At 63.8% G+C, this 16494-nt stretch carries 17 protein-coding genes; 5 read left to right on the forward strand and 12 right to left on the reverse strand.

Features of this window, described 5'->3' with window-relative positions; all coding sequences use genetic code 11:
* Positions 1-207 precede the first annotated feature (207 nt).
* Complete coding sequence (locus CQW49_RS14940) at positions 208-873, forward strand: response regulator transcription factor (protein ID WP_003613660.1); 666 nt, start codon at positions 208-210, stop codon at positions 871-873.
* Positions 870-2162, forward strand: a complete 1293-nt coding sequence (locus tag CQW49_RS14945; protein WP_003613661.1) for an ATP-binding protein — start codon at positions 870-872, stop codon at positions 2160-2162. The genes CQW49_RS14940 and CQW49_RS14945 overlap by 4 nt, the downstream gene beginning before the upstream one ends.
* 120 nt (positions 2163-2282) lie before the next feature.
* On the opposite strand, the gene CQW49_RS14950 is transcribed toward CQW49_RS14945, so the two are convergent.
* Complete coding sequence (locus CQW49_RS14950; protein WP_003613662.1) at positions 2283-2906, reverse strand: hypothetical protein; 624 nt, start codon at positions 2904-2906, stop codon at positions 2283-2285.
* A gap of 380 nt (positions 2907-3286) precedes the next feature.
* Between CQW49_RS14950 and CQW49_RS14955 the strand changes: the two genes are divergently transcribed.
* Positions 3287-4204 carry a LysR family transcriptional regulator gene (locus tag CQW49_RS14955; RefSeq protein ID WP_040566420.1) on the forward strand — a complete coding sequence of 306 codons (918 nt, stop codon included), beginning with the start codon at positions 3287-3289 and terminating at the stop codon, positions 4202-4204.
* On the opposite strand, the gene CQW49_RS14960 is transcribed toward CQW49_RS14955, so the two are convergent.
* From CQW49_RS14960 to trbB, 11 genes are read right to left on the reverse strand one after another with little or no spacing between them, the layout of a single operon-like run.
* Entirely contained in the window at positions 4168-4425 is a 258-nt protein-coding gene (locus CQW49_RS14960) for a DUF2274 domain-containing protein (protein WP_003614933.1), read from the reverse strand. The two genes, CQW49_RS14955 and CQW49_RS14960, sit on opposite strands and share 37 nt — an antisense overlap.
* A complete protein-coding gene (locus tag CQW49_RS14965) occupies positions 4422-5630 on the reverse strand; it encodes a TraB/TrbI/VirB10 family type IV secretion system protein (protein WP_003614932.1) in 1209 nt (402 codons plus the stop codon). Before CQW49_RS14965 ends, CQW49_RS14960 begins: the two co-directional genes overlap by 4 nt.
* Positions 5627-6697, reverse strand: coding sequence for a P-type conjugative transfer protein TrbG (trbG, locus tag CQW49_RS14970; protein ID WP_003614931.1), 1071 nt, complete (start codon positions 6695-6697; stop codon positions 5627-5629). Before trbG ends, CQW49_RS14965 begins: the two co-directional genes overlap by 4 nt.
* Positions 6694-7377 (reverse strand): conjugal transfer protein TrbF, encoded by a 684-nt coding sequence (gene trbF / locus CQW49_RS14975; RefSeq protein ID WP_003614930.1) that lies wholly within the window; start codon positions 7375-7377, stop codon positions 6694-6696. The genes trbG and trbF overlap by 4 nt, the downstream gene beginning before the upstream one ends.
* Before the next feature lie 3 nt (positions 7378-7380).
* Positions 7381-8721: a P-type conjugative transfer protein TrbL gene (gene trbL, locus CQW49_RS14980; RefSeq protein WP_065083637.1), complete on the reverse strand. Its 1341-nt coding sequence runs from the start codon at positions 8719-8721 to the stop codon at positions 7381-7383.
* Positions 8718-9032, reverse strand: a complete 315-nt coding sequence (trbK-alt, locus tag CQW49_RS14985) for a putative entry exclusion protein TrbK-alt (protein WP_003611851.1) — start codon at positions 9030-9032, stop codon at positions 8718-8720. Before trbK-alt ends, trbL begins: the two co-directional genes overlap by 4 nt.
* A 9-nt stretch (positions 9033-9041) precedes the next feature.
* Positions 9042-9785, reverse strand: a complete 744-nt coding sequence (trbJ, locus tag CQW49_RS14990) for a P-type conjugative transfer protein TrbJ (RefSeq protein WP_003611850.1) — start codon at positions 9783-9785, stop codon at positions 9042-9044.
* Positions 9785-12220 (reverse strand): conjugal transfer protein TrbE, encoded by a 2436-nt coding sequence (gene trbE / locus CQW49_RS14995; RefSeq protein ID WP_003611849.1) that lies wholly within the window; start codon positions 12218-12220, stop codon positions 9785-9787. The genes trbJ and trbE overlap by 1 nt, the downstream gene beginning before the upstream one ends.
* A gap of 7 nt (positions 12221-12227) precedes the next feature.
* On the reverse strand, positions 12228-12506 hold the full coding sequence (locus CQW49_RS15000; RefSeq protein ID WP_003611848.1) for a VirB3 family type IV secretion system protein: 279 nt from the start codon (positions 12504-12506) through the stop codon (positions 12228-12230).
* Positions 12506-12844 (reverse strand): TrbC/VirB2 family type IV secretion system protein, encoded by a 339-nt coding sequence (locus CQW49_RS15005; RefSeq protein WP_003611847.1) that lies wholly within the window; start codon positions 12842-12844, stop codon positions 12506-12508. The genes CQW49_RS15000 and CQW49_RS15005 overlap by 1 nt, the downstream gene beginning before the upstream one ends.
* A complete protein-coding gene (gene trbB, locus CQW49_RS15010; protein WP_003611846.1) occupies positions 12841-13827 on the reverse strand; it encodes a P-type conjugative transfer ATPase TrbB in 987 nt (328 codons plus the stop codon). The genes CQW49_RS15005 and trbB overlap by 4 nt, the downstream gene beginning before the upstream one ends.
* A gap of 389 nt (positions 13828-14216) precedes the next feature.
* Between trbB and CQW49_RS15015 the strand changes: the two genes are divergently transcribed.
* Both CQW49_RS15015 and hcp read left to right on the forward strand, forming a co-directional pair.
* Positions 14217-14651: an Rrf2 family transcriptional regulator gene (locus tag CQW49_RS15015; RefSeq protein ID WP_003611845.1), complete on the forward strand. Its 435-nt coding sequence runs from the start codon at positions 14217-14219 to the stop codon at positions 14649-14651.
* A 142-nt stretch (positions 14652-14793) separates the two neighbouring features.
* A complete protein-coding gene (hcp, locus tag CQW49_RS15020; protein ID WP_003611843.1) occupies positions 14794-16458 on the forward strand; it encodes a hydroxylamine reductase in 1665 nt (554 codons plus the stop codon).
* Positions 16459-16494 lie beyond the last annotated feature (36 nt).

Consider the following 16494-nt stretch of genomic DNA (forward strand, 5'->3'; position numbering starts at 1 on the left):
ATGCAGATGTCGTCAGAAAAATTAGGACACAGTTAGGTTCAGGCTGCAATCATTCTAAATTTGCTGCCGGAAAGGACCTGATATAATGCGTCGTCCGGCGGTCGAACAGCAGAAACATCGCGGGATCGTTTCAGCTTTCTGGATATCGAACGGCCGAGTGCCAGAGTTGCAAACCGATCGCGATTCTTATGGGAACGAAGGCCTTACATGCGCGCCCTGTTGATCGAAGACGATGAAATGTTTGGAAAGGCGTTGGTCCGAGGGCTGCGCGATAACGCCATGACCGTCGACTGGGTACGCAACGGGCGCGACGGGTATGCTGCGCTCGAGCAGGCCGAACACACGATCGTGCTGCTTGACATCGGACTGCCGGATATTTCAGGATTCGATGTTCTCAAGGCCGCACGCAAAGCTGGTGGATCGGTTCCCATATTGATCATCACCGCCCGCGACGGCGTGGAAAGCACGGTCGACGGCCTCGACCTCGGAGCGGATGATTATATCGTCAAGCCCTTTTCGTTGTGCGCGCTGCTGGCCAGGATCAGAGCCGTTCTCCGCCGCGTGAACGGGCAGGCGCATTCGCTGTTGGTGAGCAATGAGATCATTCTCGATCCGTCCACGCGCGTTGCGATATTTCGTGGCGTCAAGGGCGTTCTCACAGCGCGCGAGTACTCGCTCCTATATACGCTGATGAAACGACCAGGCGCTATTTTGTCGCGCAGCCAGATCGAAGAGCGAATCTATGGATGGGGGGAAGAGGTTCAGAGCAATGCAGTCGATGTTCTGATCCACGTCCTTCGCAAGAAATTCGGCAAAGACATCATACGAAATGTCTACGGCGCGGGCTGGATGGTAACGAAGGACGGCCCATGAGCTCTGTTCGTCGAACCCTGATCGTCAGGATGACGCTGCTTCTCACGATCGTCAGTCTTGCCACGGCGTCGACCTCCTATGTCCTGGCCAAGGGCGAGGCCAACAAGTTTCTGGACGCGCAGCTGGCCGAGGTCGCGATGAATGCGGGCCCAGGGCTGAAAGAAGAGGTGAGGCGCAGACATGATCACGAACTGGAGGACAGGCTCGTCGTGCAGATCTGGGAACGCTCGGGGACGCTGATTTATGCTTCCGGGCCGGATAACAGTATTCCGCGTCAGCCCGACGATGGTTACTTCGATGTGATGGCCGACAACGAAGCGTGGAGGACCTACATCGCGAGTGACGATCAACTCGTCGTGCAGATCTCTCAACGATGGAGTGCGCGGGACGAAATCGCCACGCGCGCGGCGATCGGCGCAACGCTGCCCTTCGTGCTCGCTATTCCTTTCGCATCGCTTCTGATCGGCTGGTCGGTCAATCAGGTTCTGCGGGGCCTCGGCCGTCTTTCCTCGGAACTCGAAAAGAGAAGCATCGAAGCCAAAGACGTCCTCAGTCCGGATGGCGTTCCGACCGAGATCGCTCCGCTGATCGGCGCGATGAACTCTTTGATCATCCGACAACGACAAGCTGTCGAGACGCAACGCCGTTTTGTCGAGGACGCGGCCCACCAGCTCAGAACCCCTCTCGCCGCGCTTCAGCTTCAGGTCGACAATCTGTTTGAACATAATCTGGCTCGTCCCTTCCCGGACCTCGTGGCTGACCTCCGAGAGGGGATCGGGCGTGGAACCAGGCTGGTCGGTCAGCTTCTGCGAATGGCCAGGGCGGAATCGCCTTCGACGGGCGAGCAACAAGCGATGAGCGTCAGCGACGTCGTACGTGTCGTTGTCGGCGATTGTTTCCCTATCCTGGAAGCCAATGGTCTGACGATGGCGGTGAATTTGGATGAGGACATGAAAATCAAGGGAAATAGAGCCGATCTGGAGCTCCTCTTGCGAATTCTGATCGAGAATTCTATTTGTTATACGTCCTCGGGCGGATCAGTCACCATCACGGCGAAGTGGACCGCACAGGACGCTGTAATCGAGATTATCGATAGCGGCTGCGGAATCCCGGAGAGCGCGCTCCCATTCGTCTTCGACAGGTTTTTTCGCGCCGCGCCGCCGGATGTCGAAGGCGCCGGTTTGGGGCTTGCAATTGCGAAAGCCATTGCAGATCGAAATCGATTTGGTCTCTCCCTTCGAAATCGTCGAGACGCTGTCGGCCTGATCGCAGTGATCGAGTTTTCATAGGCCGACAGTTCATGTCTACATAAAACCTGTTCGAACAGGCCGGCGGCCAGCGCAAAGGCGCGCGACCGCTCGAAAGAAGCCAGGTCCGTAGTCGAGCGACCACGGACCCGAGCACGAGCGTCACAACGGCGAGATCGCCGCTTCCGGTGACGCCAGCCGGGCGAGATCCGCCAGGGCCGAGCGCAGTTCCGGCCAAGGAAACTCCGTGTCTTTCGGGCTCGGCTCGCCGAGCTGAATGACGATGGAGAGCTTGGCCGCAATGCCCGGCAGGCTGGCGGCTTTCGTGGTCGGGACCGAAGCCGTGAAATCGCTCTCCTTATCGAGAGCGGCTCGGAGTTCCGCGTCGACGGCGTCGAAGCCGAGCGTCGCCGCCGCCTCGTCCCATCGCTTTTGCTGCGCGTCGAACGCCGCGATCAGTGTTTCTCTCTCGGCTTCGGGCTCGTCTGCAAGCAACTCCTCGATCTCGTCGACCGAATGAGCGATTTTCGGCTCCTCCTCGCCGGAAAGGCGGATCGTGACCTGGGGGAAGCCCACCGAGTGAATGAGTTGTGTCTCGATGCGCTGCCACTGGCGCGTCAGCGCGACGACCTGCGTGTGATTGGCTTGCCAGTTCCGCCAGAGCTGCAGCGCGGGGTCGGACGGCGCGCCTCCCGTCTTTTTCGCAGGCGGCAAAGCGCCGGTTCCTCGCAGAATGGCGCGCCAGCTAACGGCGGGCGGAGTCGTGCTATCTTCAGAATCAGCCATGATCCAGGCTCCACGTAAGCTTGGGTTGTGGTCAGGCCGGGCGGGATGTTGGTAGCATCCCGTTCGGCCGCTGCTCATGAAATTGCAGCCGGGAAAAGGTAAGCCGGCTAGAACATTTTAGCAACGCATATTGGAAAACGCGGGCCTCCATATCTTTGCGCCGCAGAGCGGTCGGGCTGTTCGGGACGGCGCATCGATTGAGGAGGAATCGGGTCCGTTCGCCGAAAAACCTATAGCTTGCAAAGCGATAGCCGCTCGATAGGCGGCCTTTAAAAGGCCATTTATTTTCAATGAAGTAGGAAGCATTAGAACGGCCGATGGCGGCCCTGTCGCCGGCATATCCGATTCTGGAAATCAGCTTGTGAAACCGGGCTTTTCAGGTGAATTCGGAGCTTCGAGATCTGAAATGGGCTCTTGTCGCCTCGCGGCATCGAAGCCTCCGGCAAGCGGCGGAGACGCTGAACACGCGTCAATCCACCCTCAGCCGTCGATTGCACGATCTCGAATGTGAGCTCGGCGTGGATTTGTTCGAGCGCACGACCGGCGGAACGAAGCTCACCCCGGTCGGTCGGGAATTTTTGGATTTGGCGCGGCCCCTCGTCGACGAAGCGGACCGCCTCTTCCTCACTTTCAAAACGCGACGCAATGGCGGACGCAGGCCATTGCGAATTGGGATCTGCTCGTCGCTCTCAGCGGGCAATCTGCGGGAGACGCTCGCGGAGTTGCGCCGCCAGATCGCGGATGCGGATATTCTCTTGGTCGATGGCGCCAAGGAGGGATTGCTCGGCGAGCTCGTCGCCGGCGCGATCGACGTCGCCATATTGACCTCCGGCGGCGGAAGGTGGAACGACCGCGTTCTGCCGCTCTGGGGCGAACGGGTCGTCGTCGCCGTTCCGGAACATCACCCGCTCAACAATCGGCCAGCGATCAAATGGCGGGAGCTTTGCGACAATCGGATATTGCTGACGCGGAGCGGCGTCGATTCCGAGCTCGAGCAATTGCTGAGCGTGAAGGCCGGCGGCTCGGATTCTTTGCGTATCAGCTATCAGGATGTGAGCCTCGACAGGCTGCTGAGCCTCGTCGGCGCCGGCTATGGCGTCGCGCCGCTGCTCGAAGGCGCCGTCGGCTTCGTCTGCCCCGGAGTGGCCCATCGCGAGCTGCATGGCGACTGTGGGCAAATGCGGCTTCAGTTCGCGGCCTATTGGAAAGAGACGAACGGCAGTCCGATGCTGCAACCATTTCTCGATCTGTTGCGCGCCCGCTATCCCGACCTTTCGGTTTCCGCGACATCGGATTGAGGTTTCGTACGCGTTCGAGTCTTCGCGAAGGCTCTGTCGGTCGCGATGAAGCGCTGAAGCATGGGTACGATCAGCTTGAGTGGATCGGCGATGTTTTGCCCATTGGCTCTGCCGAGCGCGTCCGCATAGGCGGTGAGATCGCGATGCAGAGACGCGGGAATCTCGACGGTGATTTTGACAGGCTTGTCGTCGGCGAGCGGACCGAGCTTCAATTTCGTCACGGCGCCGTTCCTTCCTTGTATGGAGCCAATAGAAGATCCCGCGTCACCAGCACACGGACGGGGAAACCCGGCCGGATGGTGAGAGTGGGCTGGACATTGAGCTGGCGTTGAATGAGCAATTGCCCGGTCTGGCTCGCGCTGTTGGAGCCGCCGCGGCGGATCGCCTGGATGAGGCTGTTCTCGCTGTTCGTCGTTCCGGCTTCGGCGCCGACGCTGAAAAAAGTCGAGAGCGCGGCTCCCTTGAGCAGCATGTCCCAATGATCGTCGACCTCGTCCTCGAGGCCGGCATAGCCCGCCGCATCGGCGCCGGGCTGCCGCTCCAGCACGATCGAGGTTCCATTGGGCATGATGAGCCGTGTCCAGGCGAGGAGCACGCGCCTTTGGCCATAGGCAACGGAACTGTCATATTGGCCGATGAGCTTCGCGCCCTGGGGGATGAGCAGAAATTTCCCCGTGGGACTGTCGTAGACCGCCTCGGTCACTTGGGCGGTGATCTGTCCGGGCAGATCGGAGCGGAGGCCGGTGATGAGCGCGGCCGGGATGACAGTGCCGGCCTGGACGATGTAGGGCGACGCAGGCTTGGTGAGCCGATCGGGACTGACAGTGCGGCGATCGGTGGAAGCAGTCAGAAAAGCGGTCTTGCGATCCTGCATGTTCTGGGCAGAGCCGGCGTCGACAGAAGACGGCGCCGCGACGCCGGCGTCGGCCGCGGAAATCGTGGTCGGAGCGATCGGCGTGATCGGCCTCTCGCGCTCACTCGTCTGAGCAAAGAGCCGGCTCACGCGCGCAGCCTCACCTTCCTGCGCGCGGCGCTGCGCTTCGGGATCGGAAGCCGATGCGCCGACGATCGTCGTATTGGCGGCCACGCCAGCATTCAGAATGGGCCGGCCGAGATCGCCCGGCAGAGGCGGTCCGAGCGGCGGCGCCGGGCGCGGCAATCCGGTATAGTCCTTGGGCAGATTCGCGAGGCCGTCGGCGGCGGGACGATTTTGCGTGTTGTAGAGTTCCTGGGTCGCGCCGGTCCTGTCGCGAGGCTGCAGAGCGTAGCCGAGCGCGCTGGCAATCGCGAGGGCGACGACGCCCGCCATGCCGATCAGCACCTTGCGCGATAGCCGCGTCACGCGCGGACGTTCGCCTCGCAGGCGAAGGTCCGGCGTGACCGGCGGCGACGCGGCGAACCGCTCGTCATTCGAGTTCGACGTCATGACCGAGGCCTTCCGTCGGTGCGGACGATGCGCACGCGCCGTTCGCTGTCCGCATCGCCGAGGCGCAGTTCTGCGGCGGCGAAGAGGCGATCGACGATGTAGTAATTGCGGCTGACACGATAATTGACCAGCTCCGAGCCGCCGGCCGGACCGATGACAAAGAGCGGCGGCGTCTCGCCCTGGCGAATGCCGGTCGGGAATTCGATATAGACCTTCGATCCGTCGTCGAAGGCGCGCAGCGGCCGCCAGGCGGGAGTGTCGCCCTGGATCGCGTAGCGGAAGTTCAGCGCGGAGACGTCGACCCCGGTTGCGATCGGCACAGCGGACTCCGCAATGGCGTTCTGACGGCGCAGAGCGATGAGCTGGTCTTCCGGGTATTGCCAGGAGACCGAGGCCATATAGGTCTTCTCGGTCGATCGCAGCTCGAGCAGATAGGTGCGCCGATCTGTGTTGACGACGAGATTGGTGACGAGGTCCCGCCGCGTCGGCTTGACGAGGATGTGAATTTTTTTGGTCGCGCCCGCGCCGCTCTCCGTGTCGCCGATGATCCAGCGGACCGTGTCGCCGGCGGCAACCGGTCCGGAGCCGACGAGCTGCTCGCCCTCCTGCAAGGCGACGTCAGTGATCTGTCCTGGCGCGGCATAGACCTGATAGAGCGCGCCGCCCGAGAAGGGATAGACCTGCACGGCATTGATGAATCCGTCGCGTATAGGCTGCACGCGGGCGGCGGCGTTGGCCTGATTGACGCGCACGGCCGGATCGGCAGGCTCGGGCGGCGCCTTGCCGCCATGCAGCGGTTTCAATTGCCCAGGCAAGGGAAGCGGCTTGGCGAGGGTGACGATTTTCACCGGCGCGGGCGGATCGGCGGAGAGCCGCGCCGGCGCGGCGTCATCATAATCGATATCCGGCGGAATGAATTTCGCGCATCCGGCGAGCGAAGGCGCGGAGATGAGGAGAATCGCAAAGCCGGCTTTACGGAAAGACGCGTTTCCTTCTTTCCGAAAGCGCATGTTCACGGCAATGCGCAGAGCCGGATCGCCGGCATTCAGGAAATTCGGCCGGGTCATTGTCCGAGCTCCTTGGACCAGTTGATGGCGTTGACGTAGACGCCAAGAGGATTCTTTCGGAGGCGATCGGCATCGGTCGGCGGCTGGATTATGATCGTGAGGATCGCCGTCCATCGCGTGGTGTCGGCGAGCGTGCCGTCCTGATAGCGGCGCTCGATCCAGGCGACGCGGAACGAGTCGGTCGAGGCGCGGATGACGCTGGAGACGTCGACTGCGATCTGCTGCTTGCCGAGCTTGGCGAATGGATCATTGGCGCGGGCGTAATCGTTGAGCGCGGCGGCGCCGGCCGTCGTCGTGAAGTCATAGGCCTGCAGCCAGCTCTGTCGGACGACGACCGGGTCGGCGGGCGCGGCGCGCACGTCCTTGATGAAGCGGGCGAGATACCAGGCGATTTGCGGATCGGACGGCGTGTAATCGGCGGTCGCCGGCGCGATGGCGCGCGCCTCGCCGAGCCGATCGATTTCCACGACCCAGGGGACGACGGTCCCATGGGTCGACTGCCAGACGAGACCGGCCGCGAGGCCGCTGGACAAGAGCAAAGAGCCGAAAGCCATCAGCCGCCAGTTCTTCGCCTGGACGCGTGCGGAGCCGATGCGCTCGTCCCAGACTTGCGCGGCTCGCTGATAGGGCGTTTCCGGTTCTGGCGTGCGCCCATAGCGCACCGAGGCGCGTCGGAACATGGTCTATTCCTCTTGTGAGAGATCGACGGAATGGCCGCCGCCGTGGCTGTCGCCGGACTGAATGACATGCGCGGCGGTCGTCGCGCCGTGGCTTGCGAGCTGATTGCGCTTCATGCGCCGCGCCCAGGCGGGCGGCGCATTCCCGGGCGGAGCGCTGATTGCTCCGTCACCACCTGCGCCTGTGGTCGCCGAGCCGCCGGTCGCCGTGAAGGCGGCGCGGGCGCCGGCGGAATAGTTCTCGGCCAAGGAATTCGTCGCGCGAGCGGCCGCGCGCCGGAAGGGAGCCGCTGCGACGGCGCCCGCCGCCTTGCCGACGCCGGCGAGCCCTGCGGCGACAGCCGAAGGCCCGGACTCCCCGGCCGAGCCGAGCGCATAGGCCGACGCCGCTCCGCCGGCGAGCCTCGCGCCGCCGCGCGCGGTGGCGGCGGCTCCCGAGGCGGCGGCCGTTGCTCCCCTTCCGGCGAGGCCGAGCGCCGCGCCTCCGAGCATTCCTGCGCCTGCGACGGCGACGCCGGTTCCGACCGCTGCGCCGGCGCCGAGCTGCGGCGCGCCGGAGACGAGGCCGGTGGCGATGCCGGGACCGAATATGCCGAGACCGAGCATGGCGAGCGCGGCGAGCACGACGGAGAGCGTCTGCTCGATCGTCGGCTGCTCGCCGCCGTAGCTCGTCGTGAATTGTGAGAAGAGACCCGAGCCGACGCCGACGATGACGGCGAGCGTCATCACCTTCACGCCCGACGCCACGATATTGCCGAGCACCTTCTCGGCGAGAAAGGCGGTCTTGTTGAAGAGCGCGAAGGGAATGAGCACGAAGCCGGCGAGCGTCGTCAGCTTGAACTCGATCAGCGTAACGAAGAGCTGCACGGAGAGAATGAAGAAGGCGATGATGATCAGCAGCCAGGAAATTATCAGCACGGCGATCTGAACGAAATTGGCGAAGAAGGACGCAAAGCCCATCATCTGACTCGCCGCGTCGATCAGTGGCTGGCCGGCGTCGAGACCGACCTGGGCGAGACGGCCGGGCCGCAGGAAATCGGCGGTCGACACCGAAGAGCCACCGGCCTCGAGGCCGACGCCAGCGAAACTATTGAAGACGATTCCCGAGAGCTTGTTGAAGTTGGTGATCAGGAAAGCGAAGAAGCCGATGTAGAGCGTCTTCCTCACGAGCCTCTGGATCACGTCCTCGTCGGCGCCCCAGGCCCAGAACAGGCCGGCGAGCGTGATGTCGATCGCGATCAGCGTGGAGGAGAGATAGGCGACCTCGCCCTTCAGCAGGCCGAAGCCGGAATCGATATAGGTGGTGAAAGTGTTGAGGAATGTATCGATGACGCCGACATTGTTCATCGCGCGGCGCCTTTCGATGTAGCTGCGGCCGGCGCGGCCGTGGGAGGCGTCGGCCGCGCCGGCCTGCCGAAGAAGCGGCGGCGGTTCTCCGTCCAGACCGCCTCGCAGCGCTGGTCTTCGGCATCCTGGAGCGCGAGCGCGCCGCAGCGGCGCAGCTCCGCGGAAAGAATGTCTGGTTCATTGACAAAGGCGACGCCGGTGTCACGGACGACTGGCGCAGGCGCATCGAGATCGATCGCGGAGATCGTCGCGATCAATGTGGCGATCAGAATGAGGATCGCGCCGGCGCGCCACATGTCCCATCGTTCCATGGCCGCGCCTCAATTGCCGTGGAACATGGTGACATTGCCCGGCTGATAGCCGGAGCGCGTCGAAAAACGCCGATATTGCTCCTGCCCTTGCGACTCGGCGGCCGTGATGCGCGATTGTTCGAGCGCATCGGCGCGGCTCTTCGCCGCGACCACGGCGACGAGATCGGAGAGCTGCTGCGATTGCAGCGCGAGCAGCTGATTGCCGGCCTGCGCCGCCTGGAGCGCGCCGGTCGCCGTCTGGCTGGCGGAGGTCAGCGACGACATGGCGGAGCCGTTGCTGGAAATATTGCCGACGACGCCGGCCTGGACCTTCAAGGAATCCTCGAAGGCCGCGACGGAATTGCGCCAGCGGGTCTGCGCCGTGGCCATCAATCCAGAACTGGAGGCGCTGGTCGACGCCGAACCATAGGCCGTCGCGAAGGCGGATTCGATCTGCTGGACATCGAAGGCGATGTGCTGCGCCTGCGCGAGCAGCGACTGCGTCTTTTGGATGGTGATCTGGAGCTGGCTCAGCGTCGAGAGCGGCAGGCTGGCGAGATTGCGCGCCTGATTGGTCAGCATTTGAGCCTCATTGGCGAGGCTCTGGATCTGATTGTTGACCTGCTGCAGCTCGCGCGCGGCGGTGAGCACGTTCTGCGAGAAATTGCTCGGGTCATAGACGACGATCTGCGCGAGCGCGGAGTCGGCGACGAGCGAGAAGCAAAGAGCCGCAGCGCCGAACAGCGCCGCGCGACGATGAAAACGAGCAGCCATCAGGAGAACTCCAGATTGGTGAGGTCGGGGATGAGGTCGGCCGCCCATTCGAGTCCACGCTCGATCAACCAGGCGCGCAGGAATCCATCCGGCCCGTGCTCGGCGAGGATGCGCTCGATCGCGGCGTGATCGATCTTGGAGGAGGCGGCGCAGAAGGCGAGGCCGATCGGTCCGAGCCCCAATTCGAAGAGGCGATTGCCGCGTCGCGATTGACAGTAATAGTCGCGCTTGGGCGTCGCGCTGGCGATGATCTCGATCTGGCGATCATTGAGCCCGAAGCGGCGATAGATCGCGGTGATCTGCGGCTCGATCGCGCGTTCATTCGGAAGGAAGATGCGGGTCGGACAGCTCTCGACGATCGCCGGCGCTATCGGGCTGTTGTCGATGTCGGAGAGCGACTGGGTAGCAAAGACTACAGAGGCGTTCTTCTTCCGCAGGGTCTTGAGCCATTCGCGCAGCTGGCGCGCGAAGGCGGGATCGTCGAGGACGAGCCAGCCTTCGTCGATGACGAGCAAGGTCGGCCGTCCATCCAGGCGCTGTTCGAGGCGATGAAAAAGATAGGTGAGCACGGCCGTGGCGGCGCCTGCGCCGATGAGGCCTTCCGTCTCGAAGGCCTGGAAATTGGAATAGCCGAGGCGCTCCTCTTCGGCGTCGAGCAGCCGGCCGAAGGGACCGCCGACGCAATAGGGCTGAAGCGCCTGCTTCAGGGCCGTCGATTGGAGCAGGACGGCGAGGCCGGTGAGTGTGCGTTCACCGGGCGGCGAAGAGGCGAGCGAGGTGAGCGCCGACCAGACATGCTCTTTCGCCGTCGGGTCGATGGCGGCGCCTTCCTTGGCGAGGATCGCGGTTACCCATTCGGCCGCCCATGCGCGCTCGGCCGCGTCGTCGATGCGGGCGAGCGCCTGCAGCGACAGGCTGTCCTCGGAGGCCGCAGACAGGCCGCCGCCGAGATCGTGCCAATCGCCGCCGCAGGAGAGCGCCGCCGCGCGGATCGAGCCGCCGAAATCGAAGGCGAAGATCTGCGCGCGCGCATAGCGGCGAAACTGCATCGCCATCAGCGACAGCAGCACGGATTTGCCGGCGCCGGTCGGGCCGACGATCAGCGTATGGCCGACGTCGCCGATATGCAGCGAGAAGCGGAACGGCGTCGACCCCTCGGTCTTGCCGAAGAGCAAGGGAGAGGCGCGAAGATGCTCGTCTTGGTCTGCTCCCGCCCAGATGGCGGAGAGCGGAATCATATGGGCGAGATTGAGCGTCGAGATCGGCGGCTGGCGGATATTGGCGTAGGCGTGACCGGGAAGAGAGCCGAGCCAGGCTTCGACCGCATTCACGCCTTCGGCGATGCAGCTGAAGTCGCGGCCCTGGATCGCCTTCTCGACGAGGCGGAGCCTTTCGGTCGCGATCGCCGCGTCTTCGTCCCAGACGGCGACGGTAGCGGTGACATAGGCTTCGCCGACGTCATCCGCGCCGAGCTCTTGCAGCGCGACATCGGCGTCGGCGGCCTTGTTCGCCGCGTCGGAGTCGACGAGGGTCGAAGCCTCATTGGTCATCACCTCCTTGATGATGGCGGCGACGGATTTGCGCTTGGCGAACCACTGCCGGCGGATCTTGGTCAGCAGCCGGACGGCTTCCGTTTTGTCGAGGAGGATGGCGCGCGTCGACCAGCGATAGGGGAAGGCGAGACGATTGAGCTCGTCGAGAATGCCGGGATGGGTCACGGTCGGAAAGCCGACGATGGTCAGAATGCGCAGATGCGCGTTTCCGAGCCGCGGCTCCAGCCCGCCGGTGAGCGGCTGGTCGGCGAGCAGAGCGTCGAGATGCATCGGCGTTTCTGGGACACGAACGCGCTGACGGCGCGTCGAGATCGTCGAATGCAGGAAGGTCAGCGTCTCGCCGTCGTCGAGCCATTCGGCCTCGGGCATGAAGCTCTCGACCAATTGCAGCACACGATTGGCGCGATCGATGAACTCCCGCAGCAGCTCCCAAGGGTCGACGCCATCTTGCGCGCGACCTTCATAGAGCCAATTCTCGGCGCGTGACGCGTCCTCTTCCGGCGGTAGCCAGAGGAGCGTCAGGAAATACCGGCTCTCGAAATGCACGCCGGCCTCTTCGAAGGCGTTTTGTCGCTCGAGGTCGACGAGCGCCGAGGCCGCGTCGGGAAAGCGGTCGTGCGGATAATGCCGCGCCGGCAGGCGATCGGCTTCGACAAAAATCGCCCAGCCGGAGCCGAGGCGGCGCAGCACATTGTTGAGGCGGGCGGCCACGCCGACGAGCTCGGCCGGCGTCGCGCTGTCGAGATCCGGTCCGCGGAAGCGCGCTGTGCGCTGAAACGAGCCGTCCTTGTTGAGGACGACGCCTTCGGCGACGAGGGCGGCCCAGGGCAGGAAATCGGCGAGGCTCGTCGGTCGGCCGCGATATTCGGCGAGGTTCAGCATCGCGGCCTCACACGCCGAAAAAAGCGGGATAGCGCAGGTGGCGGCGCACGACCTCGATGAATTGCGGATCGCGCTTCGCGGCCCAGACCGCGGCGCTGTGGCTGACGGCCCAGAACAGAGCGCCGGGAATCCAGAGGCGAAGGCCGAGCGCGATGGCCGCGGCGAGCGTGCCATTGGCGATCGCAACCGCCCGCGGCGCGCCGCCGAGCAGGATCGGATCGGTCAGCGCCCGATGCACGGGGACGAAGAAGCCGGGCACATCCTCGGCGCTGTTGAACCCGCTCATCAGATCAGCGCTCCGCCGGAGAAGGAGAAGAAGGAGAGGAAGAAGGAGCTGGCGGCGAAAGCGATCGAGAGGCCGAAGACGATCTGGATCAGCCGGCGGAAACCGCCCGACGTGTCGCCGAAGGCGAGCGTGAGGCCGGTGACCGTGATGATGATCACGGAGATGATTTTGGCGACCGGGCCCTGGATGGATTCGAGAATTTGGTTGAGCGGCGTCTCCCACGGCATGGAAGAGCCGGAGGCTCGGGCCGAAGAAGAATAAATCGCCTCGTAGACGACGATGGCGGCGAGAATGGCGATGCGTCGGCCAAATCGGCTATTCGGAGCAAGGGGCGTCATGATTGGTCTCCTGCGACATTTGCGGCGATCGAAAGGACTCGGTAATCGCCGGTGGATGGATCGAGGCCGTCGACGGTCGCGAGCTCGGCGAGGCGCCGCTCGCCGCCGCGACCCTGCAGAACGGCGATGACATCGATGGTCTCGGCGATCAGCGCGCGCGGCACGGTGATCACGGCTTCCTGAATGAGCTGCTCGAGACGGCGCAGCGCCCCGAGCGCCGCGCCGGCGTGAATGGTGGCGATGCCGCCGGGATGTCCGGTGCCCCAGGCCTTCAGCAGGTCGAGGGCTTCCGCGCCGCGCACCTCGCCGATCGGGATGCGATCGGGCCGCAGTCGAAGCGATGAGCGTACGAGGTCCGAAAGGGAGACGACGCCGTCTTTCGTGCGCAGAGCGACGAGGTTCGGCGCGCGGCATTGCAGCTCGCGCGTATCCTCGATCAGCACGATGCGGTCGGACGTGTGCGCGATTTCGGCGAGCAGCGCGTTGGCGAGCGTTGTCTTGCCGGTCGATGTGCCGCCGACGACGAGAATGTTCTTGCGATCTGCCACGGCCTTTCGCAACGCATCGGCCTGCCCGGCTGTCATCACGCCCGCGCGGGCGTAGTCGTCGAGCGTGAACACCGCGACGGCAGGCTTACGAATCGCGAAGGCGGGCGCCGCCACGACGGGAGGAAGAAGTCCTTCGAATCTCTCCCCCGTCTCGGGCAGTTCCGCCGAGACGCGCGGCGATCCAGGATGCACTTCGGCGCCGACATGATGGGCGACGAGCCGTACGATGCGTTCGCCATCGGCCGCCGACATTTTGCCGCCACTGTCCTCGAGACCGGTTGACAATCTGTCGATCCAGAGGCGGCCATCTGGATTGAGCATCACCTCGACGACAGTCGGATCTTCGAGAAAGCTCGCGACGGCCGATCCGAGGGCGGTGCGCAGCATGCGTGCGCCGCGGGCGTGGGCCTGCGAATGGAGAAGAGAAGCCGCCAAATCCGCCTCCGCTTCAGTCGATCGCGCGAAGCGATCCACCGCGGGGATGATTAGAAAAGGCAAAGAACAGGCGCAATCAATAAGCGTCCGGTCGTCGTAGCAGCCAGTCGTAGCTCAGCGAAAAAATACTTGCTCGTATTCGCGATCTGGCAGCTCTCTCCGTGCGACGCCCCTTCCGTCGGTCAGCATCGATCTCACTGGAGTGCGGCTCCATCTCGACCTATTCTTTCGCGAAGCTCGGCCTTATGGGCCCGCATAGGCTGATCGCTTTGAAGCGGCGACGGCGAACTGGAGAGCGTTGAACGCATTCCACTCTTGGGCGTGGCCTCGATTTTGGCGCGCCGCTGCGCGAATTTACGAATTTCTGATACCGTGTTAAAATCCGTTCCATGAAACTTACGACCTTCACGGACTTCGGCCTGCGGGCATTGATCCTTCTGGCCAGCCGGAAGGACGAGGTGTTGAGCGCGGCGGCGATCGCCGACTATTTCAGCGTGTCGCGGCATCACATGGCGAAAGTGCTGCAAGAGCTCGCCGCCTCCGGCTATGTCGAGGGAATCCGCGGCGCACAGGGCGGCGTTCGTCTTGCCAAGGACCCGCGCGACATTCGCGTCGGCGACGTCGTGCGCAGCCTCGACAAGGAACAGGCGCTGGTCGACTGCTTTCGCGACGGATGGAATGACTGCGCGCTTTTGCCGCGCTGCCGGCTGAAAGGCATGCTGGCGAACGCGCAGCAGGGCTTTCTGCGCGAGCTCGATCGCTTCACCATCAGCGACTGCCTTGAAAAGACGGAAGCTGCGTCAATTCCAAAACTCGCCGAATAGGATCGGCTGGCGTCTCGAAGGGCGGCGAGGCTCTTTGGAAGGCTTCTTGACGTGCGCGCCGATTAATAGGTATTTCATCTGCTGATTTAGCGCCCGGACCTCGGAGCGCTCGATCAGCATCGAAAGGCCGGAGGAGGCGCAGATGTTCTGTTATCAATGCGAGCAGACCTATCGTTCGGACGAGGGCGCGGGCTGCGCCGGGTCGAAGGGCATGTGTGGCAAGGACGCCGCGACTTCGGATTTGCAGGACGTGCTGCTGCATGTCTGCGAGGGGATCGGCCAATATCTGCATCGCGCCCGCGCGCTCGGCGCGACGGACGTCCAGGCCGACCGCTTCGTGCTCTATGCATTCTTCACCACGCTGACCAACGTCAATTTCAATGCATCAAAATTTGTGCTCCTGATCCAACAGGCAGGCGAAATCAAGAAGCGCGTCCAGGCGCTCTACGAAGCGGCTGCGGCAAGCGCGGGAAAGGCGCCCGAAGCCCTCGCGGGCGCGGCCGCTTTCATTCCCGCAGCCGAACTCGATGGGCTCCTCACCCAGGCGGCCGTGGCGTCCGTGAAAAAGGACGCGGTTGTGCTCGGCGCGGATGTCGTCGGGCTTCGATCGTTGGTCCTTTATGGACTGAAGGGCGTCTGCGCTTACGCGCATCACGCCGAGGTGCTCGGCGAGGAGCGGGACGCGATCTACGAAGCGGTCGAGCATGCGCTCGATCTCCTCGCCGGCGGCTCCGAGGAAATCGGCCCGCTGCTCGAAGAAGCTCTGGCGCTCGGCCGCGCCAATTTCCTCGCCATGGAGGCGCTCGATGCCGCCAACACCGGCAATTTCGGAACGCCCGAGCCGACGCGGGTCCGCGTGACGCCCAGAAAGGGAAAGGCGGTGCTCGTTTCCGGTCACGATATGAAGGATCTCTGCGCCATTCTCGAAGCCACCAAGGACAAGGGAATCGACGTCTACACGCATGGCGAATTGCTCCCCGCGCACTCCTATCCCAAGCTCAAGGCTTATCCGCATCTCGCCGGCAATTACGGCGGCGCCTGGCAGGATCAACAAAGGGAGTTCGCCGAGTTTCCCGGTCCGATCGTCATGACCTCCAACTGTCTGATCGAGCCGCAGCCGCGCTATCGCGGCCGCATCTTCACCGCCGGGCCGGTCGGCTGGCCGGGAATTCGGCATATCGAGAACGGCGATTTCTCCATCGTCGCGCAAGCGGCCGCCGCTCTGCCGGGTTTCGCGGAGGATGCGGCCGAGGAGACCGTCACCATTGGATTTGGCCGCGACACGGTGCTCGGCGTCGCCGACAAGGTGATCGAGGCGGTGAAGGCGGGGGCGATCCGCCACTTCTTCCTGGTCGGCGGCTGCGACGGCGCGGCGCCGGGACGAAACTATTATACCGACTTCGCCGAGCATGCGCCGCAGGACACGGTGGTGTTGACACTCGGCTGCGGCAAATATCGCTTCAATCGATATGACTTCGGAACGATCGGCGGCTTGCCCCGCCTCCTCGACATGGGCCAGTGCAACGACGCCTATTCGGCTCTCGTCGTCGCGACCAAGCTCGCCGAGGCTTTCGGCGTGGGCGTGAACGAATTGCCATTGTCGTTGATCGTTTCCTGGTTCGAGCAGAAAGCCGCCGCCGTGCTGCTGACCCTGCTGGCGCTGGGGGTGCGCAATGTTCGGCTCGGCCCGACGCTGCCGGCCTTTCTGACGCCGGCGCTGATCGATGTGCTGGTCGAAAAATTCGGCGTGCTGCCGATCACGGACGCCAAGGCCGACATCGAAGCTTCGCTCGCGCGGGCCGCGTGACGTTCGAGCGCAGCCTCGCGCCCGGGCGTCACGAGA

Origin of the sequence: Methylosinus trichosporium OB3b (genome assembly GCF_002752655.1) — a bacterium.
In the GTDB taxonomy this organism is placed as follows: Bacteria; Pseudomonadota; Alphaproteobacteria; order Rhizobiales; family Beijerinckiaceae; genus Methylosinus; species Methylosinus trichosporium.